This window comes from Streptomyces sp. NPDC004539, assembly GCF_040610055.1.
GTDB lineage: Bacteria > Actinomycetota > Actinomycetes > Streptomycetales > Streptomycetaceae > Streptomyces.
Genome location: NZ_JBEXLS010000039.1, coordinates 23,514 through 48,837 on the forward strand (window position 1 = coordinate 23,514; position 25,324 = coordinate 48,837).

Here is a 25,324-nt window from a genome sequence, read left to right on the forward strand (position 1 = left end):
GTGCGACCGGCCGCGGCGTGGCCACTTCCTGCTCGGCGCTCGGCCCGGTCTTTTCAGGGGTGCGGGGCTGTGTTGGATGTGCGGCTGCCGCCGCGTGGGTGCGACCGGCCGCGGCGTGGCCACTTCCTGCTCGGCGCTCGGCCCGGTCTTTTCAGGGGTGCGGGGCTGTGTTGGATGTGCGGCTGCCGCCGCGCGGGCGCGACCGGCCGCGGCGCGGCCACTTCTTGTCCGGCGCTCAGCCCGGTCTTTTCAGGGGCGCGGGGAACTGCGCGACCAGCCCACCACCACCCGCACCCGCCCCCCGAACCACCCCTCCCTCACCCTTACGGCCTTGCACTCTCAGGGGTCGAGTGCTAATCATTGGCGTTAGCACTCTCCCCGTGAGAGTGACAACGAAGGACCGAGTCGGTGAGGTTCACGGCGAGGGTGGGGCAAGGGACCACCAGACCGCGGGACCGTCCGTCGCGGGCGCGGGCGCGGTCCACTGCGGTACTCACCCCCAGTCCTGGAGGGACCACTTCACATGGCCAAGATCATCGCGTTCGACGAGGAGGCGCGGCGCGGCCTTGAGCGCGGTATGAACCAGCTCGCCGACGCCGTCAAGGTCACCCTCGGCCCCAAGGGCCGCAACGTCGTCCTTGAGAAGAAGTGGGGCGCCCCCACGATCACCAACGATGGTGTCTCCATCGCCAAGGAGATCGAGCTGGAGGACCCGTACGAGAAGATCGGCGCCGAGCTGGTCAAGGAAGTCGCGAAGAAGACGGACGACGTAGCCGGCGACGGCACGACGACCGCGACGGTCCTGGCCCAGGCCCTGGTCCGCGAGGGCCTGCGCAACGTCGCCGCCGGCGCCAACCCGATGGCCCTCAAGCGCGGCATCGAGAAGGCCGTCGAGGCCGTCTCCGGCGCCCTGCTGGAGCAGGCGAAGGACGTCGAGACCAAGGAGCAGATCGCCTCCACGGCCTCCATCTCCGCCGCCGACACCCAGATCGGCGAGCTCATCGCCGAGGCGATGGACAAGGTCGGCAAGGAAGGCGTCATCACGGTCGAGGAGTCGCAGACCTTCGGCCTGGAGCTTGAGCTCACCGAGGGCATGCGCTTCGACAAGGGCTACATCTCGGCGTACTTCGCGACGGACATGGAGCGTATGGAGGCGTCCCTGGACGACCCGTACATCCTGATCGCGAACTCCAAGATCGGCTCCGTCAAGGACCTCCTCCCGCTCCTGGAGAAGGTCATGCAGTCCGGCAAGCCGCTGCTGATCATCGCCGAGGACGTCGAGGGCGAGGCCCTGTCGACCCTGGTCGTCAACAAGATCCGCGGCACGTTCAAGTCCGTCGCCGTCAAGGCCCCCGGCTTCGGCGACCGCCGCAAGGCGATGCTGAACGACATCGCGATCCTCACCGGCGGCGAGGTGATCTCCGAGGAGGTCGGCCTCAAGCTGGAGAACACCACCCTCGACCTGCTGGGCAAGGCCCGCAAGGTGGTCATCACCAAGGACGAGACGACGATCGTCGACGGCGCCGGCTCCTCCGAGCAGGTCGCCGGCCGGGTCAACCAGATCCGCGCCGAGATCGAGAACTCCGACTCGGACTACGACCGCGAGAAGCTCCAGGAGCGCCTGGCGAAGCTCGCGGGCGGCGTGGCCGTCATCAAGGCCGGTGCCGCGACCGAGGTCGAGCTCAAGGAGCGCAAGCACCGCATCGAGGACGCCGTTCGCAACGCGAAGGCCGCCGTCGAGGAGGGCATCGTCGCCGGTGGTGGCGTGGCCCTCATCCAGGCCGCCGCGGTCTTCGAGAAGCTGGAGCTGGAGGGTGACGAGGCGACCGGCGCTGCCGCCGTCAAGCTCGCCCTTGAGGCCCCGCTGAAGCAGATCGCCGTCAACGCCGGCCTCGAAGGCGGCGTCGTGGTGGAGAAGGTCCGCAACCTCACCCCGGGCCACGGCCTCAACGCCGCGACCGGTGAGTACGTCGACCTCGTCGCCGAGGGCATCATCGACCCGGCCAAGGTCACGCGCTCCGCGCTCCAGAACGCGGCTTCCATCGCCGCGCTCTTCCTCACCACCGAGGCCGTCATCGCCGACAAGCCGGAGAAGTCCGCCGCGCCCGCCGGCGGCGGCATGCCGGGCGGTGACATGGACTTCTGATCCTCTTCCCCCTAGGGGACGGATCGGCAGTACCACTGAGGGCGGTACTCCCCAGGTACGGGGGGTACCGCCCTCGGGCGTTGTCAGAAGGGCCGGGGCCTCAGGTCTCGCTAGGCACACAGGGGACGAGCTTCCCGCCGTCCTCCCGCACCCAGACGACGTACGGCTCCACCCCCGCACTCTTCAAGGTGACCCGCCACGCCAGATACTTCCGGACGGCCTTGTCGGGCCCGCTCGTGTTCTCGACCCAGTCCGGCATGGGATCAGCGGCATCGTCCGCACACATCCCGCTAGCCACGTCGACGGCCATCCCGCCCCGGCTGATCTGCTCGGGAACGGACGCCAGGTTGAGCGCGACCTCGTCCCCCCACTCCTTCACGGTCAGCGTCACACTGCCGTCCGAGTGCTTCTCGACGGCGTAGGCGGCGGATTCGGACGACGCCCCCGGCAGCAGCGCCCACCCCACGGAGACGGCGACACACGCAACCCCGGCGACCAGCACCCTCGGCAGCGTGAACACCTTTCGCCGGGGCGCCACTTGAGCCGCACCCCGCAAGGCCGCGTCCCGCTTCAGTTCCCCGAGCAACCGCTCCTCGAAGCCGGTCATGCCCCACCTCCCGAAACAGCCGTTTCCCGGACGACGACGCCGTCCCCGCGCAACGCCTTCCGCGCCCGGTGCAACCGCACCCGAGCGGTGACCTGCCGTATCCCCAGAGCAGCGGCGGCCTCTCCCACACTCAACTGGTCGACCGCCACCAGCTCCAGGACGGCCCGCTCCCCTTCGGGCAACCGCCCCATCGCGGCCAGCGCCCGCCGCCCCGGACTCTCCGCGTCCAGCTTCTCGACCAGCCGCGCGATGTCGTCCGCGTCGACCAGCCGCCGCCCGGAGATCCGCCGCACCCGCTCGGCCTCCTGCGCGAGCCGCCGGTACTCGGCCGACACGACGTTCCGGGCGATCCCGTACACCCACGCGACCTCACTCCCGCGCCGCGCGTCGTAGGTGTGCCCCGAATCGAGCACACCGAGAAACACCTCGGCGACCAGGTCGGCAACGGTATGCGGATCATCAACCCGCCGCGCCACAAACCGAGTCACAGCCTCGACATGCCGCCGATAGAACCCTTCCAACACCTCCGGATCACTGATCCCACGACCCCGCTTCCCCAACCCACCCACAGGCGCCTCCTTAGCGTGTCGGGCGGTACGTCTGGTACTTGGCGGGGAGAGGAGGAAGCGTTACAGGGCCTGAGTGGAGGGGGAGAGGAAGCCGGAGCGCATCCTTCCAGGGACATGAACGAACGTGCTGGTAACGGCCGTTGACGGGTTCGCTGTGGACGGTGGACGTGGCGCTGTTCCGGTCGACGAGGAGGTAGACGGGTACCCCGGCCTCCGCGTACCCGAAGGGTTTGTCGAACCGTGCGCGTCGGTTGGTGCGGCCGTCGCGAGAGGTGATCTCCAGGGCCATCAGGACACCACCGGGATCGGCCCAGCCGCCCTGCCCGGCGAAGTGACCGGACGGTGCGAGGACCCCGTCAGGGATGTAGCGCCCTCTGCCGTCGGCCTCCGTTCTCACCCCGACCTCCGGGTAGAGGTCCTGGTCGGGAAGCAGAGCGAGGAACTGGCGGAGCAGCCATATGCGGATGCAGGAGTGTGTACCGTCCCCGAAAGCCTTGAACTCCAGCTCACCGTAGGCGTATTCGAGCTGGACGGTCTCAGGTGCCCGGCGCTCCAAAACCTCGAACTCCTCGACGCCGAGCGGATCTTTCGTACGGACCCGCCCGTCGACAAGTTCGAGCCGAATGTGCTCCGGCGCCGCCGCGACGACCTCTTCGAAGTCCTCGGCGGGTACGTACGGACGTTCTTCAGGGCCGGAGTTCATACACCGACGCCTTCCGCAACGCCATCGCCTGACGGATCGCCTCCGCACGGACCCGGATCTCAGGGGCGCACGGAGACGCGGCAGGTCGCGCGGGCGCACCCCCGCACGCCCCGCACACCCCTCCGGGCAACGCCTCCGCGGTCCCCGGCACCCCGCACTCGGAACACTCCAGCAGCCTCCGCACGGGAACCGGGGCCACAGGCGGAGGCGGGAGCTTGTCGACGAGGCGGCGTTCGAGGAGGCGGGACGGACTGTGGACGGGGGAGGGGAGCCCGGCGGTGAGGGCGGTGCGGACGGTCTCGTCACCGACACCCCGCGCGAACCACTCCTCGACCAGCGGAGCGAGCCGCTCGCACTCGGCGCCGGACAGCGACAGCGAGGCATGCGTACGCCCGAGCGCGGCGAGCAGGATCACGGCGCGGGACCGGGTCGGCGCCGGGACGTCCTCCCCCGGCACGTCCCCCCGAGTGAACGCCCCCCACCACACATCGTCCCGAGCGATCCGGCTGAACCACGTCCGAGTGACCCACACCTCACTCCCCGACTCGGCGGTCACCTTCTCCCGCCCTCGCCTCAAGTGCCCCGCCTTCTGCATCCGGTTGAGGGAGGTCGACAGCGCACACTGCCCGTACGGCAACGCCTTGGCCAGCGTCTTCACGGAGATGTCGGCGCCGTCGGGCAGCCGGTCGACGTACGCGGCGATGGCGGCGTCGCGGGGGTGCAGGTGGGTGAAGTCACGTTCGGCGCGGGCGCGTTGGCCGGGAGCGGTGCGTTTGCCGTAACCGGGGTTGGCCATGGGATGCGCGGACGCGGAAGGAACACTAAAGTTGGCGTTAGCCACTGAGGTCCTGACTTTCCTAGAGTCTTGGGGGATCTCGGAGGTCAAACCCCCGCAGGCGTTGCGAGCGCCGAGCGGGGGTTGATTCTTTTCCGAGTGAAGTTTGCGTTGCGTGCACGGTAGAGCCAAGTGACGGTCCGTCGCAACCTGATCGCCCGAAGTCAACTGGCAGGGTGGGAGGGTGGGTTGAGACCCTCCACCCATTCACTGCAAAGAAGGCTCGGGGCACGAAACTTGAGACTCGGGACCGTGGACGCGGGCGGCGGAAACAGGGTGCCGCCACCGACGGCCGGCCCCTAGCCTCTCCGCATGCACCAGCCCCGAAGACGCGACCGGCGACCGACTCGCCGCCCTGCGCGGAAGGGACTTGCGCGGTGCGAGGTGCCTCGACTGGAGGGTGCGGAGGTGGTCTTGGTCGGCTACTTCTCCGCGAGGCAGAGGGACTTCGGGGTACGGATGGAGTCGGCGGCGGAGGAGTTGGCGGCGCTCGGAGCTCGGGTGGTGGTGCGGGTGGTGCAGCGGAGGGGGGTCTCTGACGGTGGGGTCCGGAAGATGGGGCTGCCGTACTCCTCGCGGACGCTGCTCAGTTACGGGAAGGTTCGTGAACTGGCCGAGGAGTGTGGGCGGGTGGACGCGGACGTGGTGGTGGTCGTGCCGGTTTTGACGGAGCGGCAACGCTGGGTGCTGACGGGGATGTTGGGCCGACCTGTGGTGGGTCTGCCTGAGACTCGGGCTGCGGGGTGAGGTGCGCCGGATGGAGCCGCGACGCCGGGGAGGCGGGCGGCCCAGGGTCCAGGTCCGGGGGAGGGGGTTACGCCTGCTTGAGGTCTTCGACGAAGGCGGCCCAGGCGGGGGTGGGGAAGAGGAGTTTGGGGCCGGGGTTCTTGGAGTCGCGGACGGGGGTGAGGGTGGGGTGGCCGTCGGAGACTTCGAGGCAGTTGCCGCCTTCGCCGCCGCTGTACGTCGACTTGCGCCAACGGGCGACTTCGAGGCAGTTGCCGCCCTGGCCCCCGCTGTAGCTGGACTTGTACCAGGTGGCGCCGTCTAGATCGTACTCAGTGCTGTTCCACATGGGCGTAATCCTCTGCCACTGACTCGATCAGAGCCAATGATTCTTGAGGGGAGAGTGCGCTTGCTGCGAGGAGATTGAACATCAGGGTGTGTCGAGTCACGGTGGCCGGATCGTCGATCAGGTTGCCCATGTCCGGTGCCTCCACGAAGGAGAGCGGCGGAGCATCCGCGAACTCCATGAGCTTCAGAGATCCGTCCGTTGAGACATGAGCCCCGATGGCGAACGGCAGCACCTGCACGATGATCCGGTGCTCCCGGATCAACTCCGTGATGTGGCGCAGGTTCTTCGCCATCACGGCTGGACCACCCACCGGCCGCCGAAGCGCCGCCTCGTCCAGGATCACCCACAACAACGGCGTTGTTGGATGGTCGAGGATCTGCGCCCGCTCCAACCTCAGGGCCACGGCCTCGTCGATTTCGGCCTCAGATCCGAGCGGGTTGTACGCGCGGAACACCGCCTCGGCGTACTCCTTCGTCTGCAACAGACCGGGAATCAGCGTGGGCGCGTACTCCCTGATCTCGGTGGCCTCCGCTTCGGCCTCCACCGCCTCCGCGAAGTGGTCGGGATACTTCGACTTGGCCAGCGCTTTCGAGTGCCGGGTGAAGAAGTCCCCGGTCCCCAACTCCGTGTCCAGTTGAGGCCCCATCGTCGGGAGAATCCGCCGAATCCCCGCCTCCATCTGCCCGATGTACGACCCGCTCACGAACAGAAGCTGACCCAACGCGGTCTGACTCAACCCCTTCCGCTCCCGCGCATGCCGCAACTCCTCCCCCACCAACGCCCGCGAGGACGTCGCAGGGTCGAGGTCCTTACGTCGGGCCATAGCTTGACTCCCTCTCCAGCAACCGGCGTTGTCCGCGCACCATCCCTAGCCAGGCTAGAAGACCCCCGACCACGCTGTGTGGTGAACGGAAACACCCAGCGTGGAGGAAGTGCGCATATGAAGGAGCTGACCGGGGCCGACGAGCCCACCCCCACCCCCACCATCGACGAGGCCCACACCAGACTGAGGGACGCCCTCGCGGACGTCGGCATCACCCTCCCCTCCCTCCAGGTGGACCAGGTCTCGGCGACGCACCGCGACCCCCGGTACCACCTCCTCGAACTGGGCCGCTGCAACGTGGACGTAGCCACCCGCCTGACGGCAGCCCTGAACCGAGCCGGAGCCCCCACCCCATGACAGAGATCGGCATGTACGTCCTGGACACGAAGTCCAACCGCATCGGCGAGGTGATGGACCGCCTCAACGGCCACCTCCAACTCCGCCCGATCGGCGGCGGGGTGGAATGGGACTGCCACCCCACGGACACCGAACCCCCCACCCCGGAAGCCCTGTTGAGCGAACGGGTCCGCTCCCGCAACAAGACCACCCGCACCCGGGACCGCATGAACTCCTGATCTCTGTCGGCGACTTGGAGGCCGCGCACCCACCCCGCGCGGCCTCAGTCTTGCGGCCTCAGTCTTTGCGAGAACATTCACCTCTGACGTCAACTCCGCTGACAGCATGGCGAGTTGACTGAAGCGTGTGACACAAGGGGGAGCCGCCATGCACGCCGAAAGGCAACAACGCCCCGCGGAACCGGACCACAACCGGCCCCTCCCTCAGCACATCGACCAGACCCGCGCCGCCCCCACCTCCCCACTGTCCCCGGCGACCGCCCACGCCCTCCAGCGGACGATCGGCAACGCGGCGGTCGCGAGACTGGTGGACCGGCAACGCCACCAGCACACCCCGGACGGCCAACACGCCACCCCCACCCAGAGGTTGGCCGAAGTAATGGACGACCACACCCTGCGCCACGAACTTCAGCACGTCCGCCAACAACGTTCGGGCCAGGCCCCGTTGGGCCTCAGTCACCCCGCCGACGAGTCGGAACGGGACGCGGAGAACACGGCGACGAGGCTGGGCCGGGGGGTGACTGCGCCGGCACCGGCACCCGCACCGGCGTCAGCTCAGGACGGCGTCGTACAGCGGATGGTGTTGAAGACCTCGAACGACTTCTTCAAGAGCTGGGCCGGACAGGCGCTCAACTCTCCTCAGAAGGACTGGGTGTTGGCCCAGCTCCAAGGGATCGTCGGCACCGCGGTGGCCGTGAAGGGGCTGAAGAACGAGGAGGCACTGAAGCTGCTGGCGGACAAGGGGGTGACCAAGGCGACGATGGACGCGGCTCTCGGGACGCCTACGGCGACTTCCTCCAGCTCGTCGAGTTCGTCGAGCTCGCAGGCCCCGGCGAGCATGGCGGACTACGAGCGGGAGGCCGATGCCACGATCGCCGACGCGGCCGTCACCTGGGCCAAGTCGGCGACGGTACCGAAGCTGGAGAAGGCCACGTTCGCCATCGAGGGCCTCGGCCGGGGGACCGTCGCGATGCTCAAGAGCGCCTCCGGGCCCAGGCATTCCCACATGCTCGCGTGGTTCTCCCACGGCTACGAGGACAGGAAGCCCATCGCCGTCGGCACCGAGCGCCAGTACGGCTTCGCCGTCCAGGTCGAGCAGAGCCTGAACCGAATCGGTGCCACCCCCGAAGTCTTCGCCTCCCTGCCCGACGCCCTCGCAGGCTCCGCCCACGCACCCACCACGAACGCGCCCGGCGAGTACGTCCAGCCCCACAAGGCCAACGAGTTCGGCGTCGAACTCCCCAGCGTCTTCGGCCTGGTCGGCCAGTGCGACGTCGCGATGCTGCTCGACTTCGAATGGGCACCCAAGGTCGCCGACGAATTCAACGAAGCGGCAAAAGCCGGCACCCCACCACTGGCCGTCATCATCGACAGAGCCCCCGCCTTCACGCACTACAACTCCCTTTTGATCTACGCCTGTCGGACCCCCTGGTCGGTCAACGCGGCAGTCGAGGGCAGCAGCATGCTGAAGGCGGCCATGGTGAAGGAACTGGTCGAACAGGACGTCCTACCCGCCGAGGCGTCCCGCAGAGCGGAGGAAAGATACGTGGGCGCCCCGCAGGCGGGCAGAGTCCACGAATAACCGCCCCCCGCTCCGCTACCCGGCACCCCTCAGTGACCCACCTCGTACTGCCCCACCTCGATGAAGTACCGCAACTCCTCCGGCGTCCCGTCCATCGCCACCTGCGCCGCCGCGAAGAGCGCGGGACCGGTCTTCGGGTCCGCGAGGATACGGGCGACGGCGACCCGGTCGTCCTCGGCCTGGGCGAGCCGGTAGCCGGTCTCCAGGAAAGCCCGTAGTACTTCCGGCGTACCGTCGTCGAGGGCCTTGTTGGCCTCGCGGACGACCCCCTTGCCGGGCTTCTGCGCGAGGATACGGACGACCGCGAAGGCATCGTCCTCGGCCAGGGCCAGCCGGTACCCGCTCGTCAGGAACGCCCGCATGTCCTCGACCGTCCCGTCAAGCGCCTTGCTCGCCTCCCGCTTGACCCCTCTGCCACTGGTCGGCAACGCCATGATGCGGGAGCGCTGCCATGAACGGGCAATTTTCCAGGGGCAGTTGTTGCCGGTCAGCTTCAGAACCTCGTACCGGAACGCCCCGTACGACCCCGACCCGTACGACCCCTAGTCCTTACGTCCCGTCACCGCGACCGATACCCCCAGCCCGATCAGCGCCAGCCCGCCGAACCCGCCCACTCGGGAGAGACGTTGGGGCGAGTCCGTGAACCAGGTGCGGGCGGCGCCTGCCGTGATACCCCAGAGGGAGTCGGAGGCGATGGCGATGAGGTTGAAGACGAGGCCGAGGAGGAGCATCTGCGCGGCCGAGTGCCCGGCGTCGCGGTCGACGAACTGGGGGAGTACGGCGGCGTAGAAGACGATGGTCTTGGGGTTGGTGACGCCGACGAGGAACCCCTCGCGGAAGGCCCGCCGGTCACCGCCGTCCTCCCCGGTGACACCCGGCGCGTGCAGCACCCCGCGTTCACGCCACGCCTTCACCCCGAGGTACACCAGGTACGCGGCCCCGGCCCACTTGAGCACCGTGAACACCAGCACCGACCGCTCCACCACCGCCCCCACCCCGAGCGCGACGGCGACGACGAGCCCGTACGACCCGACGGTGTTCCCCATGACCGTCAGCAACGCGGCCCGCCGCCCCTGCGCCAGCGCCCGCCCGATCACGAACAGCACACTGGGCCCCGGGACGACGATGAGGATCAACGACAGCCCGGCGAAGGCGAGAAGACGGTCGGTGGACACCATGTCGGCATGGAAGCACGCACGGGAGAACCCGGGCGAGCCCTTTTTCCGCCTGCCCGACCCCTACCCGTAATACCCGTAGTACCCGCGGCCCTGCGGCCCGGCGGCCCCGGGCTCGCCCCTCCCCGTAGTACCCGTAATACCCGTACTACTCGTAGTGCGACCCCACCGCCGGCTGCCCCGTGTAGTTCGCCCCCGCCTCCGGGTCCGCCCCCACGTACCGGAACGGCAGCTCCACATCCCGTACACCCCTAAGGTTCAGCCGATGGTCCGCGTACACGAACCCCGCGGCCCTGAGCGCCCTCAGGGTCGTACGGGTCGCGGACATCCCGTCGGCCCGCCGTATCGAGGCCGGGTCGAAGTGCGCGGCCAGCAGCCCGCCGGGCGTCAGCCAGGACGCCGCCCGCGCGAGCAGCCCGAGCTGGTCACCGACGTAGTGCAGACCGTGGACGCAGGTGATGAGGTCGTAGGCGCGCGAGGGCGTCCAGGCGGCGACGGAGGCGGTGACCTCCTCCATCTGAGGGGGCAGGGGCAGCCGTACCAGAGGTCCTACGAGGTCCACGGCGGTCAGGTGCGCGTCGGCGGGCAGCAGCGCCGCCGCCTCCCGCATCGCCCGCCCCTCCCCGCTGCACAGGTCCAGCCAGGCCGGCGCCCGGCCGCGCAGCTCGTCCAGCGGGTCGAAGCCGAGTTCCCGGGCGTAGCTGTTCACGCCGGTATGGCCGCGCTCGCGGTTCATCGTGTTGTTCGCGACCACTGAGGTCTGTTCCAGCGCGGCCGAGGTCGTGAGGAGCTTGGGCATGCACCAGTACTACGGGCTGAGTCCCCCTCAAGTACTACGGGGTGTGCGGGATCACACCCGTAATACCCCTCGTCCGGAAATGGGGTGGACCACGGTCCGGTTGTCGTACTCGCGTAGACCCATGCGCGTGCACATACCTGCTGGTACCCCCGCCTCACGAGGAGCTAGTTCGTGACTGCCACCCCCACCCGTACGTCCGAGGTACTGTCCCGCCCGGTCACCATCAACGGCCTGACCGTCCCGAACCGCATCGCGATGGCCCCGATGACCCGCATGCACTCCCCGGAGGGCACCCCCGGCGAGGACGTCGTCTCGTACTACGCGCGCCGCGCGGCGGCGGGGGTCGGCCTGATCATCACCGAGGGGACGTACGTCGGGCACGACTCCGCGGGTGAGAGCGACCGCGTCCCCCGTTTCCACGGCGAGGAGCAGCTCGCGGGCTGGGCGAAGGTCGCGGACGCGGTGCACGCCGCCGGCGGCACGATCGTCCCCCAGCTCTGGCACATCGGCATGACCCGCAAGCCCGGCCAGCCCCCCTTCGCCGACGCGCCCCCGATGGGCCCCTCCGGCATCCGCCTCGACGGCACCGCCGACGGCCACACCATGACCCAGCGCGATCTGGACGACGTCATCGGCGCGTTCGCGCAGAGTGCGGCGGCGGCCGAGCGGACCGGTTTCGACGGCATCGAACTGCACGGCGCGCACGGCTACCTCCTCGACCAGTTCCTGTGGGGAACCACCAACCGGCGCGGCGACGGGTACGGCGGTGACGCGGTCGCCCGTACCAAGTTCGCCGCCGAGATCGTGGCCGCCGTACGCGAGACCGTGTCGCCGGAGTTCCCCGTGATCTTCCGCTTCTCGCAGTGGAAGTCCGACAACTACGACGCGCGCCTCGCCGAGACCCCGGAGGAGCTGGAGGCGATCCTCACGCCGCTGGCCGCCGCCGGCGTCGACGCGTTCCACGCCTCCACGCGCCGCTACTGGCTCCCCGAGTTCGACGGCGCCGACCTCAACCTCGCCGGCTGGGCCAAGAAGCTCACCGGCAAGCCCACCATCACCGTCGGCTCCGTCGGCCTCGACGGCGACTTCCTCCACGGCTTCGCCGGCCAGGGCGCCGAGGTGAAATCCCTCGACAACCTCCTCGACCGCTTCGAACGCGACGAGTTCGACCTCGTAGCCGTAGGCCGCGCCCTCCTCCAGGACCCGGAATGGGCCGCCAAAACCCTCTCCGGCCGCTTCGACACCCTGAAGCCTTTCGAGGCAACGTCCCTGCGCACATTGAGCTGAGCCGAGGGGGCGGGGCGGGTGAGGCGTGTCGGGCTGAGGCGAAGTGACGCGAGGGGACGGACGAAACGAGGGCCGAACCCCCCTGAGCCGAACCACACCAAGCCGAGTCGAGCAGAGCTGAACCAAGCCAAGCCCCGCCCCCCAGCCCCCCACTCTGCCGACACCATCCCCACCGCCCGCCACCCAGTCTTTTAGGGGCGCGGGGAACTGCGCGACCAGCCACCACACACCGGCACCCACCCCCCGTCCTCAGCCACCCACCGGCCCGCCCTCCACCCCTCACCCACAAGAGTGAACCTCCCCCCGATCCCCACCCCGTGGGCACCTTTGTTCGACCCGCCCCGTTGGGCGGATCAGAGGCAGACGGCGGAAGACGGAAGGAGCAGGGGATGGCGACGACGGAGAAGCCCGAGGCGATCGTTCGTACGACGTCGGGTCCGGTCCGCGGCAGCAGGGAGGACGGCCTGACGGTGTTCCGGGGCATCCCGTACGCCGCACCCCCGGTGGGCCCCGCCCGCTTCCAGTCCCCCCAGCCCCCGACCCCCTGGACGGAAACCCGGGACGCCCACGCCTTCGGCCCCCCGCCCCCACAGGAATCGGCCCTCGGAAACCGCCGGCCACACCCCTCGACACCCGACGACGACAACTGGCTGACGGTAAACGTCTGGACCCCGGACCCCACCCCCACCACCCCCCGCCCCGTCATGGTCTGGATCTACGGCGGCGCCTACAAGACGGGCCACTCCGCCGGCCCCGGCTACGACGCCCAGCACCTCGCCCGCAACGGCGACATCGTGGTCGTCACCTTCAACTACCGCGTAGGCATCGAGGGCTTCCTCCACATCGAGGACGCCCCCGCCAACCGAGGTCTCCTGGACCAGACAGCCGCCCTGACCTGGGTCCGCGACAACATCGCGGCCTTCGGCGGCACCCCGGACAACATCACGGTCTTCGGCCAGTCCGCCGGCGCCGGCTCGATCGCCTCCCTCCTCGCGATGCCCACCGCAAGGGGCCTCTTCCACCGAGCCATCACCCAGAGCATCCCCGGCACCTTCTTCTCCGTCCCCCTCGCCCAGGACATCGCCAGGGCGATCGCGGCAGAGGCCGGCGTCCGCCCGACCGCCTCCGACCTCGCGAAGATCGCCCCCAGAAAGCTCACGGAGGCCGGCGAAGCCCTGTCCGCGAAGATGCCGACGTACGACCGCTGGGGCCAGGTCGCCCCGACGGCCACCCCCTACTCCCCGGTGGTGGACGGCGAAGTCCTCCCCACCACCCCGTGGCAGGCGGTATCGGCGGGCGAGGCCGCCCACCTCGACCTCCTGATCGGCCACAACTCCCAGGAGTACCGCCTCTTCACGGTCCTGGGAAACCTCCTCGGCCGTATCACGGACGACCAGGCGACCACGACCCTGCGCAGATACGCCCCCGACGGCGACGAACCCGCCTACCGCGCGGCCTTCCCCGCCGCCACCCCGCAGGACCTCTTCGAGCAGGTCCAGTCGGAATGGCTCTTCGCCATCCCCTCCCTCCACCTCGCGGAAGCCCAGGTGAGGGCGGGCGGCCGAGCCCACCTCTACGAACTGACCTGGGCACCCCCGGCTCTGGACGGCGCCCTGCGCGGCTGCCACGGCCTGGACGTCCCCCTCCTCTTCGGCACCCACCTCGCCGACCTGGCCGCCATCCTCTTCCCGAACGCGGAGGTCCCCCAGGCCGCCCTGGACCTCACCGCCGAATTCCAGACCGCCTGGTCCTCCTTCGCCCGCACGGGCGACCCGGGCTGGCAACCGTACGACCTCGACCACCGCCCGACCCGCGTCCTGGACAGCCCCTCGGAACTCAGGCCCTACCCGGAGGAAACGGCAAGACACCTCTGGGAAGGCCACGAGTGGCACCCCCTACCCCTCCTCGACTGACCCGACCGAAAGAAGCCCGCCGACTCCCACAACCCGCACCCAACCTCCGACCGTCAGCACACCCTTCAGGGTCGCGGGGTTGTATCTGATAGCGGCTCCGCCGCAGGGCTCGACCGGCTCCCGCAACCCGCAGCCAACCTCCGACCGTCACCACACCCTTCAGGGGCGCGGGGAACTGCGCGACAAGCCACGACGTGCCCGCGCCCACCCCCTAGCTCACCCTTCACCCCCCTCCACCACCCCCGAAATCACCCGCGCACACTCCACCGCCTCCATCCGCCCCGTATCCACCTCGACGTCGTACCGCACCCCCACATGCACCACCCCCGCCTGCGCCACCGCCATCCCCGGCACCCGGTCCCCCCGAGCGATCTCCCGCCCCGCCGCGATCTCCGGATCGCACCGCACCCCCACCCACAACACGTCCAGCCCGTCCAGCACCTTCTCCCACCGCCGCTGCCCGTCACCCCCACCGAGCAGCACGTCGTCCACGATCACCCGCCCCCCGGCCCGCACCACGGCCGCGACCCCCGCCCGCCAGGCCGCCTCCGCCACCTTGAACGCCTCCCCGACACGGATGCTCCCGTCCGGGGCGAACGAGATCCCCTCCTCGGAGTTCTGCATCCGCCGAGGCAGCGCCTCCACGAACGAGTCCACCCCGAACGCCATCCAGGCCCCAGGCAGGGCCTCCTGAAGACACCGCACGATCCCGGACTTGCCGGAACTGGAACCACCGTTGAGGAAGATGAGCTGAGGAGTCATGGTCACGCCGCCACAGTAGGAGCCCCTCACACCCCCCGGACAACGGATTTCCCCCCGGAGGCCAGAGCGCCCCGCCCCTCCCGACGCCCCGTCCCCCACCGACGCCCCGACACCCACACCCTCCACCCCCTACCCTGGAACCACCGCACCCCCGGCCGGAAACCCACACCATGAACCACGCCCAGCTCACCGCCCTAGGCCGAGCCCTCCGACTCCTCGGAGAACACGGCGACGTACTCACCACGGACACCCCCGACGCCAAGCTCCACGAGGTGAAGGCGGACATCCAGCGAGCACTGGACCTGCTGGACGACAGCGTCGTGGGCGCGCCCCCCGCCACCCGCTGCGCGGAACACCCCTACGGCCCGGTGGACACCTCGGCCCCGGACCTCTGCCTCCTCTGCGAGACCCGCCGCCGCTCGGCCCGCCGCGCCGAACTGAACGGCCCCGCCCCCACCCCCCAACTCCCCTCCGCCCCGAGCCGCTACGGCGTACGGGAGGACCGCCCCCAACCCCAGCAGCGCTGGCTCCCGGAACTCTGGAACGGCCAGGAGTGGCAGCTCTGCGGCACCCCCCGCCGCGACCGCCGAGAAGCGGAAGCCTTCCTCGCGGCACTCCGCCGGGGCCCCCGCCCCGCCATGGCCTACCGCCTGGTCCACGAGTTCACGGACTACGAAGTACTACGGGTATGGGGCACCCCCCTGAAAGTGGACATCGAACCCCTGGGCAACAACCTCCAGCCCTGACCCCGCAGTTCGCCTGACAGAGAGAGTCAGGCGAGTGCGGAGTCCGGCAGCACAAATGGGCCATGGACTTCATCACCGCCCGCGGGAATCCGCGCTGACGCCGGCGAGCCCCTCAAGAATCTCCGCGTTCTCCTCGGCCACTCTCCGCCGGACCAGGGAACAGGTCGAGGAGAAAGCGGAGAACAACTCCTCGTCGATATCCTCCCGCATCACGAGGGACATCCGACTGGTCACCGGAGATCCCTCGACGGGCCGTACGGCAACCCGCCGCGAGGAAACCGAATGCACGGCGGTCGGATAGATCAGCGTCCACCCCGCACTCCCGGCCCCGAATTCGGCGACCGTGTCCTGAAGCCCGGTATAGGGCGCCCCGAGCACCGGCTCGAACCCCGCCTCCCGGCACGCCTCGACGACGGCGTCGTACAACACGGAATTCTGCCGCCGCCGGGCGATCCGCAACGGCGTCTTTGCCAGCGCGCGGAGCGGTACGGCGGACTCCTCGGCCAATGAGTGCGCCGCGGGCAACACGACCACCAGTGGGTCGTACCACAACGTCACCGACCGCATACCCGGCACATTCTCGACCCCTCGTACGAACGCGGCGTCGAGTTCCCCGACCCGCACGCCCGCCAAACGCTCCCGAACGGCGAGCGTCTGAAACTCGAACCGCGAACCCGAACCCGGTTTCGGTGAGAACGCGTCGAGGAAATGGTCGAGCCGCCGCCCGAGCGTCGAACTGATCCCGATCCGAAGAACGTCACTCTTCCGTACGGAGATCTCCCCGGCCTTGGCCGAGAACGCATCGGCGGCCCGGAGAATGTCCCGCGCCCCGGGCAGCAGTTCCCGCCCGGCCGGGGTGAGCCGCACATTCCGCCGCGACCGGTCGAAAAGGTCGACGCCCAATTCCCGTTCCAGTCGCCGGATCTGCTGGCTGACCGCCGGCTGCCCGATGTCCAGCCGCTCGGCGGCCCGCCCGAAGTGCAGTTCCTCGGCGACGGCCACGAAGTACCGGACCTGCCGCAGCTCCACCCGACCTCCCGTACGTCAGCCCTTGGCGGAGAACGTCTCCCCGCCGACCGCCCAGTTGTCGAGCGGAACCTCCTCGACGGTGAGCCACACCTTCTCCGGCGGCACGCCCGTCGCCCGCACATACGCCTCGGTCACCTCCCGGGCGATCTCCCGCTTCTGCTCGGCGGTCCGGCCGGGCGTCTGCCGAATGTGGATCAAGGGCATGGGAACCTCCAAGGTAGTCCCGTAGAGCTACGGCGGCCGGGTACGTCCCGCCCGCACACCCAAGTCCAGCACCGCGGCACCCCTCGACCCAGACGAGATCGACTCTGGCAGGCATCACGATTCGTGATGGGTACTACGGGTACTACGGGAACCCCCGCCACCGGAGGACCCCCCGGCCCCCGCCCCCACGACATCGAGCGCCTCCCGCAGCCTCCCCCCGCACTCCTCCAGCACCCGCCCCGCCGTCACCGCGTCCACCCCGCCCAGCAGCACGAGCACCGCGTTCTTCACCTCACCCCCGGTGGCGGTGAGCGCGACCTCGATCGCGGCCTCCTGCGCCCCCGTGGCCAGCGCGACGATACGCCGCGACCGCGCCCGCAGCTTCTCGTTGGACGCCCGGACGTCGACCATCAGGTTCCCGTACGTCTTCCCCAGCCGGATCATCGTGATCGTCGAGATCATGTTGAGCACGAGCTTTTGCGCGGTCCCCGCCTTCAACCGGGTGGACCCGGTGACGAACTCGCCCCCCACGACGACCTCGATCCCGTACTCCGCCGCGGCCCCCAGCGCGCTCCCCGGATTGCAGGCGACCCCCACGGTCAGCGCCCCCCTACCTCTCGCGTACTGCACGCCCCCTACCGCGTAGGGGGTACGCCCGGAGGCCGACACCCCCACCACCGTGTCGTCCGCCCTGAGGGACAACCCCTGCAAGTCCCGTACCGCCGACTCCCGGGAATCCTCGGCGCCTTCCACCGAGTCCACCATGGCCCCCACCCCACCGGCGATGAGCCCCACCACCTGCCCCGGAGACGTGTTGAAGGTGGGCGGACACTCGGAGGCGTCCAGCACCCCCAGCCGCCCGGCGGTCCCGGCCCCCAGGTAGATCAACCGCCCCCCGCGCCCCATGCGCGGCGCGATGGCGTCGACGGCGGCGGAAATCACCGGCAATTGCGAAGCGACAGCGGCGGGAACACCGGCGTCTTCCCTATTCATGAGCCGTGCGATATCGAGCGTGGGCAATTCGTCGATCCGGGCGAGATCGGCGCGAAACGACTCGGTGGGAAGAGAGGAAAGCTGAGCGAGAAGGTCAGAGGAGGACATGGAAGAACAGCTCTTTCCATCAGGAAGTTCTTAAACCGACCTCAAATGAAAGGTCACCCCTACGGTCTACCGGTGCCGGTGGGCCAGCGCCTCGTAGGACGCGGCCAGCGCGGGCGCCGCGGACTCGTAGGTCCGCTGGGCGATCCCCACGAACAGGCAGTCCACGACCAGTAACTGCCCGGTCCGCGAGGCCATCGCGGCGGGCCGCAGTTCGCTTTCCCGGGCGGAGGACGTCGTCAGCACGTGATCCGCGTACTGGGTGACCGCCCCGTCCGCCCGCCCGGTGATCGCCACGGTCGTGGCGCCCCGTTCGAAAGCCGCCCGCAAAGGCTCGATCACATCTCCCGTGGACCCCGAATGCGTAATGGCGACGGCGACATCCCCGCCCCGCAATTGCACCGCGTTGGTCACCGCGAGATGCGGATCGCTGTGCGCGTGCGCGAGCAGCCCGATCCGCAGCAGTTTCTGTACGAGATCCTGCGCGACGAGCCCGGAGGCCCCCACCCCGTACACGTCGATCCGCCGGGCGGACGCGGCGGCGGAGACGGCGGCCCCCAGCTGCACCGTGTCGAGCCCGGCAGCGGTGTCCGCGAGGGTCTGCGCCTCGGCCTGCGCGAGCTTGCTGACGACGTCCCCGATCGGGTCGTCGACGGTGATGTCCGTGGTCAGCGCGGGCGCCCGCCCCGACTGCTGATGCGCGGCGAGCCCGGCGAGCGCGAGCCGCAGATCGCGGTACCCGGGGTACCCCAGTACCCGAGCGGTACGGACGACGGTGGCCTCGCTGGTCCCCGTCCGCTCCGCGAGCCCGGTGACCGTGAGCGCCGCGCACCCCGCGGGATCGCCCGCGACGGTCTCGGCGACCCGCTGCATGGACCGGGTCATGGAGGGGGCGAGTGTACGCACCTTGGCCGCGAGTGCGCCGCCGAAAATTTCTTTCACGTCGCGGGTCACGTTCTGAAAGATATTTTCGTTTCGGCGCCCTGGTCAAGAGTGCGCACAATGAAGACATGAGCACCGACCCCGTACACCCCGTAAGCCTTCTGGAGCAGGCCCTGCACCGGGCCCGCGCCCTCGTCCTGGCCGACCTGGTCGCGGGCGAGGTGGCCGAGGCGGACGTGGTGTCGCTGGTCGAGGAGTCCGTCGTCCAGCGCCGCTGGTGGGTGGAGCAGTGGCCGGACGGCGCGCAGTACGTCGCGGGTCTGGTCGCGCAGGACGTGCAGGACGCGCTGCTGGAGCGGTACGGCCGCTGGCCGTTGTGCCCGGTCTGCGGCTCGGGCGACCCGCACGCCCTGGAGGTCGAGCCGGAGCTCGGCCCCGACCCGCACTGGGTCTGCCACAAGGCGGGCGTCAAGGTCGCGGCGGTCGGCGCGCTCGGCGCCGGGCAGGACGGGCCGTCGTCCTCATGACCGTCTACATCGACCCGCCCGCCTGGCCCGGCCACGGCCGCCTCTGGTCCCACCTCGTCAGCGATGTCTCCTACGACGAACTGCACGCGTTCGCTGAGGAGTTGGGGGTCCCGCCGCGCGCCTTCGAGCGGGACCACTACGACATCCCCGCGCACCGCTACGCCGACGTGGTGGCCGCCGGCGCGGTCGAGGTCAGCAGCCGCGAGGTCGTCCGCCTGCTGCACGGCGCGGGCCTGCGCCGCCGGAAGGCGAGCGTCCCGCAGAGCCGCCGACTCCCTTAGCCCTCAACGCCGTTGGGCCCGGGTGCGGTTAGAGCCGGTAGCGCCGCAGCTCATAGGCGTCCCCTTCCGCGTCCTCCCCGACCCCCACGAACCCGACCCGCTCCAACACCCCTCTGGACGCCAGGTTCTTGGGCTCGACGACCGCGAACACGCTGTCCACGTCCCCCTGTTCACGCCCGAGCGCCCACTCCCCGACCGCCCGCACCGCCTCCGTCGCGAACCCGTACCCCCGCGCCTCGGGCACGAGGTCGTACCCGATCTCCGTACGGCCGTCCCCGTCCGGCGCGGCGTGGAAGCCGAGGCTCCCGATGGCCAGCCCGTCCGCCCGCCGCACGAGCACGAACAGCCCGAACTCCGCCCGCAGCGACCCCTTTTCGTACGAGGAGAAGACCAGCCCGGCGGCCTCGCGGGTGCCGTCGAGGGGGCCGTCGGCCAGCCAGCTGAACCCGCCGTCGCCGAGCGCCCGCAACTCGTCGAGGGCGGCCGGGGTGGCGGACTCCAGGGTGAGGCGTTCGGTGGGCAGGACCAGGTTGTTGTGCCAGCGCCAGCCGCGCACCGGTGCCCGGCCGGGCAGCTCCCCGCGCCCGGTCGCCCACAGCAGCGTCTCCCAGGGATCGACGCCCGGCCGCACCTCGGGGAAGATCCGCTGGAGCACGAACTCGGCGAGTTCCGGAGAGGGTTGGAGGACCGTGCCGAGTCCGCGCGCGATGTCGTGGGTGTGCAGCAGGAGTTCGGCGACGCCCATCGCGGCGAACCCCTGCCGGTTCGCGCTGCGGAACGGGTACGGATGGAACGCCCGCACGCGCGGCGGCGTGGTCCGGACGGCCGCCGCGAGCAGCGCCCCGCCCGTCTCGATCACGTCCACCACACCGGAGTCGGTGGTGCCCTCCTCGAACCGGATCTCGAACGGCAGGTACGCGTCCCGCGCCCGCCCCGCCAACTGCCCCGCGTAGGCCACGAGATCGTCCGCGACGTGCTCGGCGGTCGCCCGGCAGCTCCAGTCCAGCCCCGCCGCGCGGGCGTCCCGCCAGTCCCGCTCCGTGAGGGTCCGCAGCAGCGTCACGCACTCCGCGACGGCCGCGTCCAGTTGATCTCCGCCCGAAAGACTTCTCCGCATGACGAGAGGGTAGGGCCGTCAGCCGGTCAGCCGTTCCAGTTCGGCGCCGATGTTGCGCCGCGCGTCCGCGTCCCAGTGCTCCCTCCCGTATGCCGTCCTGAACAGCCTTGGCATGTCGAGGAGTTGGCGCAGAATGTCGGCCCGGCCGGTGCGGAAGGCGTCCTCGGGGACGAAGTGGTACTCCTCGCGCACGGCGGCCGTGTACGCCGTGTACGTGTCCGGTGCGGAGGCCAGGATCGCGAGGTCCGCGTCGCACAGCGCCTCGCCGTTGCGGTCCCCGTCGGCCGGGTCGTGCCCCTGGGTGAGCCGTACCAGCCGCGCGACCTCCGCCACGCCCCGCTCCGGCACCCCAGCCTCGGTCAGCGCCCGCTCCGCGAGCCGCGCCGAACGCTCCTCGTTCGTCGACCGGTCCGGCAGGTAGACGGCGTCGTGGAACCAGGCCGCGAGCCGCACCAGGTCGGGGTCCTCGGCGTGGCTCTCCAGTACGTCGACGCGGTCCAGTACCGCCGTCAGGTGGGTGAGCGTGTGATACCTGCGGTGGGGTTCCCGCCAGCGCTCGATGAGGTTGTCGGCGTACCGGTGGGGCGCGACGGCGCAGGAGTCGTCCCCCCGCGCGGAGAGCAGGGCGGTGAGCCAGCGGGCGTGCAGGGCGTCGAGATCTGCCATGCGTCCCATTCTCCCGCCGCGGGAGCGGTGCCCTGCCCTACGTTGCCGGTATGACCCCTACTTCGGAGCTACCCCGCGACCCCGAACTCCCCGGCCGTCTCCTCGCGGCCGAGCGCGACCTCCTCGTCCCCCTCCTGCGCGCCCGCCCGGACGCCGACTTCGCTCTGCCGACCGCCGGTTGCCCGGGGTGGTCCGTGCGGGACGTGCTCGCGCACTGTTCCTCGGCCCTGATGCGGGTGGTGGAGAGCCGGTTCGAGAAGGGCGTGTTCTCTCCCGAGTCGAACGACCGTGACATCGCCGACCGCGCGGAGTGGCCCGTCGCGCGGATCGTCGACGAGCTGGAGCGCGGTATGACCGAGGCGGGTCCGGCGATCGCGGCCTCGGACGGCCGGCTCGACCTCGTCGCCCTCGGCGAGTGGGTGCACGCGGGTGACGTCCGCGAGGTCTGGGACGAACCCGGCGCCTACGCGGGCGAGACCCTCCCCGAGGCCCTCGCCCTGCTCACCTGGTACACCCGGCGACGCGGCCACGTCCCCCTCCGGGCCGACCTGGACGACACCGACGACCCCCTCACCCTCGGCCGCCCCGACGGCTCCCGCTCCCCGGCCCGCTACCTGGGACCGGCGGCCACGCTGATACGGCTGTACTCGGGGCGGTCGGTCGAGGGGGCGTCGTACGAACTGGTGGGGGCGGGGGAGGAGGAGCTGAACCTGTTCGGGTGACGGGTCGGGGTCCCTCCTGAGAGCTACGACGAGGCGGTCTCCTTCTTGAGAGCTACGACGGTGCGGCCTCCCTCTCGGGAGCCACCCGCTGACGTACCCTGATTGGACTAGACCTGTAGAGGGATACGACGACGAAAGGCACCGCATGAGCACGCGCGCGCTCCTGGAGGTGATCGCCCTCGCCCCGCAGGACGCGGTCGCGGCGCAGGCGGGCGGCGCGGACCGGGTCGAGCTGGTCACCGACATGGCGGCGGACGGACTGACCCCGGCGCTCTCGGTGTTCGGCGCGGTCCGCGCGGCCACGGACATCGATGTCCGCGTGATGCTCAGGCCGACGGCCGGTTTCGCGGCCGGTGACCTCGGACAACTCGCCCGTACGGCCGGGGAGTTCAGGGAGGCCGGCGCCGACCAGTTCGTCCTGGGCTTCCTGGACGCCGAGGGCGGCGTGGACCTGCGCGCGGTGGAGCGGCTCGTCGCCGTCCTGGACGGCTGCCGCTGGACCTTCCACCGCGCGCTCGACCACGCCGCCCACCGCGAGGACGTCCGCAAGGCGCTCACGGGCCTGCCCGGCCTGGACACCTACCTCACGGCGGGCTCGCCGTCCGGCGTCGGACAGGGCCTGGACACCCTCCTCGCGGAGGCCGGCCGCTACGACGAACGCCTCCTCGTCGGCGGCGGGTTGACCCTCGCCCACGTCCCGACCCTCCTCGCGGCCGGAGTCGACGCCTTCCACGTCGGCGGGGCGGTACGGCCGGACGGCTGGACCGAGCCGGTGTCACCGGAGGCGGTCCGCGTCTGGCGCCGGGCGATCGACCCCGCCTGATCCGGTGCGACCGGAGGGGGCAACTACCTGATCTGCTCCGGCAGTTCGGTGCCGTGCACGACAACGAGCCCGGAAACGGCGCGAGTCAGCGCGACGTACAGCCGCCGCAGCCCGGTCCGCTCGTCCGGCTCCCCGTCCACCACGGCCCGCGGTTCGTCGAGCACGACATAGTCGTACTCAAGTCCCTTCGCCAACGAGGCGGGGACCAGCGTCAGCCGGGTCTCGGCCGTCGTCTCCTGGCCCGGGTCGAGGTACGGCACCCCGGCCGCGCCCAGCGCCTCGGCGAGCACGGGAATCCGGGCGTCGGCGGCGATCAGCCCGATCGACCCCTCCCGCAGCAGCAACTCCCCGCAGGCCGCCACGACTTGCTCCACCTCGGAGACGTCCCGCAGCTCGAAGAACCCGGGGTTCTCCCGCACCGAGGCGACCGGCGTGAGACCGGGCGCGATGTACGGCAGCAGCCGGGACGCGTACGCGATGACGTCCGTCGGCACGCGGAACCCGGCGGTCAACTCCTCGACCACCGCGTCGGATTTGCCGAGATGCCCGAGCGCCTCCTCCCAACTCCGGGTCGCCCAGGGGGTGGTGCCCTGCGCGAGGTCGCCGAGGACGGTCGCCGAACCCGTCGTGCAGCGCCGGCCCACCGCCCGGTACTGCATGGGGGAGAGGTCCTGCGCCTCGTCGAGGACGACGTGGCCGAGGGAGTGCGTGCGCTCGACGACGTCGGCCGTCTCGTCGATCAACACCGCGTCCGCCGCCGACCACTTGGCGGACTTCACCGACCGCACGGGCTTGGCCCACAGGATCGTCTTCTGCTCCTCCTCGGTGAGGACACCGGCCGCGTGCTCGGCGAGGAACTCCGGTTCGCTCAGCAGCCGCAGCACCAGCTTCGCCGGATCGACGGGCGGCCAGACCGCCTTCACGGCCGCCTTCACCGCGCTGTTGCGGGCGACCGAGTCCTGCACCCGGTCGTCCGGCGCCTCCCCGGACCGCTCCATCTGGACCAGCACCGCGTGCGCGATCCGCTGCGGCAGGGCCTCGCGCGCCGCGCCGTACCGGATGTCCCGGTCCAGCAACTCCCGCACGATGTCTTCGAGTTCGTACGCCGGAACCCGCCACCGCCGGGACCCGCGCACCACGACGACCGGCTCGGTGGGCGGCGTGACGTGCGCGTAGACCGCCCGCCGCAGCACCTCCGCCATCCGGGCGTCGCCCTTCACCACGGCGGCGTCGGCGTCGTCCGCACCTCGCACCTCGACGTGCGCGACCAGGTCGTCCACCGTCGCCTGCCGGACCGCCAACTCGCCCAGGGCGGGGAGCACTTGCTCGATGTAGCGGAGGAAGGACCTGTTCGGGCCGATGACCAGCGTCCCGGTCCGGGCGAGCCGGTCGCGGTGCGCGTACAGCAGATACGCGACCCGGTGCAGACCGACGGCCGTCTTCCCGGTCCCCGGACCGCCCTGCACGCACACGCTGCCCTGGAGGCCGCTGCGCACGATCTCGTCCTGCTCGGGCTGGATCGTCGCGACGATGTCGCGCATCGGGCCGACGCGCGGGCGCTCGATCTCCTGCTGGAGCAACTTGCTGGTCCGCGCGGTCTCCTGAGGGTCGGAGAGGTGCTCGTCCTCGTACGCGGTGAGGTCGCCGCCGGTGTACCCGAACCGGCGGCGCAGCCCGACGTCCATCGGGTCCTTCTTGGACGCCCGGTAGAACGGCTGCGAGACCGGCGCCCGCCAGTCGATGACCATCGGGTCGCCGTCTCCGTCGTGCACATGCCGGCGCCCGATGTAGAAGCGCTCCCCCTCCGCCCCCTCCGCCTGTTCGGCGCCGGGCGCGTGCAGGTAGTCCAGCCGGCCGAAGAACAGCGGGGTGTCGCTCAGGTCGGCGAGCGCCTTGATCCGCTCCTCGATCTGCCGGGCCAGCACCTCCGCGTTGACCCAGTTGGCGGTCACGTCCTTGATGTCCAGCGCCTGTACGTCCTCCCGCATCGCCCGCAGCGCGGTACGGGAGGCGGAGAGGTGCGAGCGTTCACGGAACAGGGGGTCGTCGGCGGACACGGGCGTGGACAAGGGGGTGCCTCCGGGGTACGGGTACTACGGGTGGGTGCGACCGGGATGCCGCCCGGTTTCCGACCGGGCGACGGCACTCCACGGGGGAGGCGGCAAGAGCGGAGAGTGTAGGCGAGCGGTTGGTGTGGGGGCCAACGGATTAAGCGTGTCGTTGACGCGCCGGGTGCCGGGTGCCGGGTGCCGGGGGAGGCCGGGGCCGTACACCCCCTAGCTCCCGGGACGCACGTCCCCTAACTCTCGCGTCGTACGCCCTGGTGGGCGGGAGGACGTCCTCAACTCCAGCCACCCGGTGCAGACTGGGGCCTTGCC

28 protein-coding genes and 1 pseudogene are annotated in these 25,324 nt (G+C 70.5%); 12 read left to right on the top strand and 17 right to left on the bottom strand.

The features are described from left to right. Positions 1-523: 523 nt before the first annotated feature. On the top strand, positions 524-2,146 hold the full coding sequence (groL, locus tag ABZX85_RS45770; RefSeq protein ID WP_355883737.1) for a chaperonin GroEL: 1,623 nt from the start codon (positions 524-526) through the stop codon (positions 2,144-2,146). 100 nt (positions 2,147-2,246) lie between these two features. Here the strand turns inward: groL and ABZX85_RS45775 are convergent, their stop codons facing one another. Genes ABZX85_RS45775 through ABZX85_RS45790 form a run of 4 tightly spaced genes read right to left on the bottom strand, consistent with a single transcriptional unit; the run spans position 2,247 to position 4,821 of the window. Beyond that, the gene (locus ABZX85_RS45775) at positions 2,247-2,753 is read right to left on the bottom strand and encodes a hypothetical protein (protein ID WP_355883739.1); all 507 of its coding nucleotides are present in this window, start codon (positions 2,751-2,753) and stop codon (positions 2,247-2,249) included. Next, complete coding sequence (locus ABZX85_RS45780) at positions 2,750-3,322, bottom strand: sigma-70 family RNA polymerase sigma factor (RefSeq protein WP_355883741.1); 573 nt, start codon at positions 3,320-3,322, stop codon at positions 2,750-2,752. Before ABZX85_RS45780 ends, ABZX85_RS45775 begins: the two co-directional genes overlap by 4 nt. A 10-nt stretch (positions 3,323-3,332) precedes the next feature. After that, complete coding sequence (locus ABZX85_RS45785) at positions 3,333-4,025, bottom strand: Uma2 family endonuclease (RefSeq protein WP_355883744.1); 693 nt, start codon at positions 4,023-4,025, stop codon at positions 3,333-3,335. Beyond that, positions 4,009-4,821 carry a hypothetical protein gene (locus tag ABZX85_RS45790; protein ID WP_355883746.1) on the bottom strand — a complete coding sequence of 271 codons (813 nt, stop codon included), beginning with the start codon at positions 4,819-4,821 and terminating at the stop codon, positions 4,009-4,011. Before ABZX85_RS45790 ends, ABZX85_RS45785 begins: the two co-directional genes overlap by 17 nt. A 423-nt stretch (positions 4,822-5,244) precedes the next feature. Between ABZX85_RS45790 and ABZX85_RS45795 the strand changes: the two genes are divergently transcribed. After that, complete coding sequence (locus ABZX85_RS45795; protein ID WP_355883749.1) at positions 5,245-5,607, top strand: hypothetical protein; 363 nt, start codon at positions 5,245-5,247, stop codon at positions 5,605-5,607. 67 nt (positions 5,608-5,674) lie between these two features. Here ABZX85_RS45795 and ABZX85_RS45800 read toward each other — a convergent pair whose 3' ends face one another. After that, positions 5,675-5,935 carry a DUF397 domain-containing protein gene (locus ABZX85_RS45800; RefSeq protein ID WP_355883752.1) on the bottom strand — a complete coding sequence of 87 codons (261 nt, stop codon included), beginning with the start codon at positions 5,933-5,935 and terminating at the stop codon, positions 5,675-5,677. Continuing rightward, positions 5,919-6,758, bottom strand: coding sequence for a helix-turn-helix transcriptional regulator (locus tag ABZX85_RS45805; RefSeq protein ID WP_355883754.1), 840 nt, complete (start codon positions 6,756-6,758; stop codon positions 5,919-5,921). Before ABZX85_RS45805 ends, ABZX85_RS45800 begins: the two co-directional genes overlap by 17 nt. 117 nt (positions 6,759-6,875) lie before the next feature. Between ABZX85_RS45805 and ABZX85_RS45810 the strand changes: the two genes are divergently transcribed. The 3 genes from ABZX85_RS45810 (at position 6,876) to ABZX85_RS45820 (ending at position 8,915) form a co-directional block, all read left to right on the top strand. After that, a complete protein-coding gene (locus ABZX85_RS45810) occupies positions 6,876-7,115 on the top strand; it encodes a hypothetical protein (protein WP_355883757.1) in 240 nt (79 codons plus the stop codon). Beyond that, positions 7,112-7,333, top strand: a complete 222-nt coding sequence (locus tag ABZX85_RS45815; protein ID WP_355883760.1) for a hypothetical protein — start codon at positions 7,112-7,114, stop codon at positions 7,331-7,333. Before ABZX85_RS45810 ends, ABZX85_RS45815 begins: the two co-directional genes overlap by 4 nt. A 148-nt stretch (positions 7,334-7,481) precedes the next feature. Then, positions 7,482-8,915: a hypothetical protein gene (locus tag ABZX85_RS45820; protein ID WP_355883763.1), complete on the top strand. Its 1,434-nt coding sequence runs from the start codon at positions 7,482-7,484 to the stop codon at positions 8,913-8,915. Positions 8,916-8,944: 29 nt separating this feature from the next. On the opposite strand, the pseudogene ABZX85_RS45825 reads toward ABZX85_RS45820, so the two are convergent. The 3 genes and pseudogenes from ABZX85_RS45825 to ABZX85_RS45835 form a co-directional block, all read right to left on the bottom strand. After that, positions 8,945-9,355 (bottom strand): annotated as a pseudogene (locus ABZX85_RS45825) (ALF repeat-containing protein); the annotation flags it as partial. A 102-nt stretch (positions 9,356-9,457) separates the two neighbouring features. Then, a complete protein-coding gene (locus tag ABZX85_RS45830) occupies positions 9,458-10,093 on the bottom strand; it encodes a LysE family translocator (RefSeq protein WP_355883766.1) in 636 nt (211 codons plus the stop codon). A gap of 145 nt (positions 10,094-10,238) precedes the next feature. After that, positions 10,239-10,889, bottom strand: a complete 651-nt coding sequence (locus ABZX85_RS45835) for a methyltransferase domain-containing protein (protein WP_355883769.1) — start codon at positions 10,887-10,889, stop codon at positions 10,239-10,241. Positions 10,890-11,060: 171 nt separating this feature from the next. Between ABZX85_RS45835 and ABZX85_RS45840 the strand changes: the two genes are divergently transcribed. After that, positions 11,061-12,176: an NADH:flavin oxidoreductase gene (locus ABZX85_RS45840; RefSeq protein ID WP_355883772.1), complete on the top strand. Its 1,116-nt coding sequence runs from the start codon at positions 11,061-11,063 to the stop codon at positions 12,174-12,176. Positions 12,177-12,565: 389 nt separating this feature from the next. Continuing rightward, the gene (locus tag ABZX85_RS45845) at positions 12,566-14,089 is read left to right on the top strand and encodes a carboxylesterase family protein (RefSeq protein WP_355883775.1); all 1,524 of its coding nucleotides are present in this window, start codon (positions 12,566-12,568) and stop codon (positions 14,087-14,089) included. A 216-nt stretch (positions 14,090-14,305) separates the two neighbouring features. Here the strand turns inward: ABZX85_RS45845 and cpt are convergent, their stop codons facing one another. Then, complete coding sequence (cpt, locus tag ABZX85_RS45850) at positions 14,306-14,851, bottom strand: chloramphenicol phosphotransferase CPT (protein ID WP_355883868.1); 546 nt, start codon at positions 14,849-14,851, stop codon at positions 14,306-14,308. Between the two features lie 170 nt (positions 14,852-15,021). Between cpt and ABZX85_RS45855 the strand changes: the two genes are divergently transcribed. Then, complete coding sequence (locus ABZX85_RS45855) at positions 15,022-15,597, top strand: hypothetical protein (RefSeq protein ID WP_355883778.1); 576 nt, start codon at positions 15,022-15,024, stop codon at positions 15,595-15,597. A gap of 72 nt (positions 15,598-15,669) precedes the next feature. On the opposite strand, the gene ABZX85_RS45860 is transcribed toward ABZX85_RS45855, so the two are convergent. From ABZX85_RS45860 to ABZX85_RS45875, 4 genes are all read right to left on the bottom strand, one after another. Then, positions 15,670-16,626, bottom strand: a complete 957-nt coding sequence (locus ABZX85_RS45860; protein WP_355883781.1) for a LysR family transcriptional regulator — start codon at positions 16,624-16,626, stop codon at positions 15,670-15,672. 15 nt (positions 16,627-16,641) lie between these two features. After that, entirely contained in the window at positions 16,642-16,830 is a 189-nt protein-coding gene (locus ABZX85_RS45865; RefSeq protein ID WP_355883784.1) for a 4-oxalocrotonate tautomerase family protein, read from the bottom strand. A gap of 114 nt (positions 16,831-16,944) precedes the next feature. Next, positions 16,945-17,931, bottom strand: a complete 987-nt coding sequence (murQ, locus tag ABZX85_RS45870) for an N-acetylmuramic acid 6-phosphate etherase (RefSeq protein WP_355883787.1) — start codon at positions 17,929-17,931, stop codon at positions 16,945-16,947. 66 nt (positions 17,932-17,997) lie between these two features. Continuing rightward, the gene (locus ABZX85_RS45875) at positions 17,998-18,882 is read right to left on the bottom strand and encodes a MurR/RpiR family transcriptional regulator (RefSeq protein WP_355883789.1); all 885 of its coding nucleotides are present in this window, start codon (positions 18,880-18,882) and stop codon (positions 17,998-18,000) included. Between the two features lie 56 nt (positions 18,883-18,938). Between ABZX85_RS45875 and ABZX85_RS45880 the strand changes: the two genes are divergently transcribed. Continuing rightward, positions 18,939-19,337: a hypothetical protein gene (locus ABZX85_RS45880; RefSeq protein WP_355883792.1), complete on the top strand. Its 399-nt coding sequence runs from the start codon at positions 18,939-18,941 to the stop codon at positions 19,335-19,337. After that, complete coding sequence (locus ABZX85_RS45885) at positions 19,334-19,618, top strand: DUF4031 domain-containing protein (RefSeq protein ID WP_355883795.1); 285 nt, start codon at positions 19,334-19,336, stop codon at positions 19,616-19,618. The genes ABZX85_RS45880 and ABZX85_RS45885 overlap by 4 nt, the downstream gene beginning before the upstream one ends. Positions 19,619-19,646: 28 nt before the next feature. Here the strand turns inward: ABZX85_RS45885 and ABZX85_RS45890 are convergent, their stop codons facing one another. Further along, positions 19,647-20,735 carry a GNAT family N-acetyltransferase gene (locus ABZX85_RS45890; protein WP_355883798.1) on the bottom strand — a complete coding sequence of 363 codons (1,089 nt, stop codon included), beginning with the start codon at positions 20,733-20,735 and terminating at the stop codon, positions 19,647-19,649. Positions 20,736-20,753: 18 nt separating this feature from the next. Beyond that, positions 20,754-21,401 carry a hypothetical protein gene (locus ABZX85_RS45895; RefSeq protein WP_355883801.1) on the bottom strand — a complete coding sequence of 216 codons (648 nt, stop codon included), beginning with the start codon at positions 21,399-21,401 and terminating at the stop codon, positions 20,754-20,756. 50 nt (positions 21,402-21,451) lie between these two features. Between ABZX85_RS45895 and ABZX85_RS45900 the strand changes: the two genes are divergently transcribed. Continuing rightward, positions 21,452-22,123 carry a maleylpyruvate isomerase family mycothiol-dependent enzyme gene (locus tag ABZX85_RS45900; protein ID WP_355883804.1) on the top strand — a complete coding sequence of 224 codons (672 nt, stop codon included), beginning with the start codon at positions 21,452-21,454 and terminating at the stop codon, positions 22,121-22,123. Positions 22,124-22,268: 145 nt separating this feature from the next. Then, positions 22,269-22,946: a copper homeostasis protein CutC gene (locus tag ABZX85_RS45905; RefSeq protein ID WP_355883807.1), complete on the top strand. Its 678-nt coding sequence runs from the start codon at positions 22,269-22,271 to the stop codon at positions 22,944-22,946. A gap of 23 nt (positions 22,947-22,969) precedes the next feature. Here ABZX85_RS45905 and ABZX85_RS45910 read toward each other — a convergent pair whose 3' ends face one another. Further along, positions 22,970-25,015, bottom strand: a complete 2,046-nt coding sequence (locus tag ABZX85_RS45910; RefSeq protein WP_355883810.1) for a UvrD-helicase domain-containing protein — start codon at positions 25,013-25,015, stop codon at positions 22,970-22,972. Positions 25,016-25,324: the final 309 nt, after the last annotated feature.

Bases quoted from the DNA above. Each gene is read 5' to 3' on its own strand.
- groL (WP_355883737.1), top strand. From the start codon at position 524: ATGGCCAAGATCATCGCGTTCGACGAGGAGGCGCGGCGCGGCCTTGAG.
- ABZX85_RS45775 (WP_355883739.1), bottom strand. From the start codon at position 2,753: ATGACCGGCTTCGAGGAGCGGTTGCTCGGGGAACTGAAGCGGGACGCG.
- ABZX85_RS45785 (WP_355883744.1), bottom strand. From the start codon at position 4,025: ATGAACTCCGGCCCTGAAGAACGTCCGTACGTACCCGCCGAGGACTTC.
- ABZX85_RS45790 (WP_355883746.1), bottom strand. From the start codon at position 4,821: ATGGCCAACCCCGGTTACGGCAAACGCACCGCTCCCGGCCAACGCGCC.
- ABZX85_RS45800 (WP_355883752.1), bottom strand. From the start codon at position 5,935: ATGTGGAACAGCACTGAGTACGATCTAGACGGCGCCACCTGGTACAAG.
- ABZX85_RS45805 (WP_355883754.1), bottom strand. From the start codon at position 6,758: ATGGCCCGACGTAAGGACCTCGACCCTGCGACGTCCTCGCGGGCGTTG.
- ABZX85_RS45810 (WP_355883757.1), top strand. From the start codon at position 6,876: ATGAAGGAGCTGACCGGGGCCGACGAGCCCACCCCCACCCCCACCATC.
- ABZX85_RS45815 (WP_355883760.1), top strand. From the start codon at position 7,112: ATGACAGAGATCGGCATGTACGTCCTGGACACGAAGTCCAACCGCATC.
- ABZX85_RS45820 (WP_355883763.1), top strand. From the start codon at position 7,482: ATGCACGCCGAAAGGCAACAACGCCCCGCGGAACCGGACCACAACCGG.
- ABZX85_RS45830 (WP_355883766.1), bottom strand. From the start codon at position 10,093: ATGGTGTCCACCGACCGTCTTCTCGCCTTCGCCGGGCTGTCGTTGATC.
- ABZX85_RS45835 (WP_355883769.1), bottom strand. From the start codon at position 10,889: ATGCCCAAGCTCCTCACGACCTCGGCCGCGCTGGAACAGACCTCAGTG.
- ABZX85_RS45845 (WP_355883775.1), top strand. From the start codon at position 12,566: ATGGCGACGACGGAGAAGCCCGAGGCGATCGTTCGTACGACGTCGGGT.
- cpt (WP_355883868.1), bottom strand. From the start codon at position 14,851: ATGACTCCTCAGCTCATCTTCCTCAACGGTGGTTCCAGTTCCGGCAAG.
- ABZX85_RS45855 (WP_355883778.1), top strand. From the start codon at position 15,022: ATGAACCACGCCCAGCTCACCGCCCTAGGCCGAGCCCTCCGACTCCTC.
- ABZX85_RS45865 (WP_355883784.1), bottom strand. From the start codon at position 16,830: ATGCCCTTGATCCACATTCGGCAGACGCCCGGCCGGACCGCCGAGCAG.
- murQ (WP_355883787.1), bottom strand. From the start codon at position 17,931: ATGTCCTCCTCTGACCTTCTCGCTCAGCTTTCCTCTCTTCCCACCGAG.
- ABZX85_RS45880 (WP_355883792.1), top strand. From the start codon at position 18,939: ATGAGCACCGACCCCGTACACCCCGTAAGCCTTCTGGAGCAGGCCCTG.
- ABZX85_RS45885 (WP_355883795.1), top strand. From the start codon at position 19,334: ATGACCGTCTACATCGACCCGCCCGCCTGGCCCGGCCACGGCCGCCTC.
- ABZX85_RS45890 (WP_355883798.1), bottom strand. From the start codon at position 20,735: ATGCGGAGAAGTCTTTCGGGCGGAGATCAACTGGACGCGGCCGTCGCG.
- ABZX85_RS45895 (WP_355883801.1), bottom strand. From the start codon at position 21,401: ATGGCAGATCTCGACGCCCTGCACGCCCGCTGGCTCACCGCCCTGCTC.
- ABZX85_RS45900 (WP_355883804.1), top strand. From the start codon at position 21,452: ATGACCCCTACTTCGGAGCTACCCCGCGACCCCGAACTCCCCGGCCGT.
- ABZX85_RS45905 (WP_355883807.1), top strand. From the start codon at position 22,269: ATGAGCACGCGCGCGCTCCTGGAGGTGATCGCCCTCGCCCCGCAGGAC.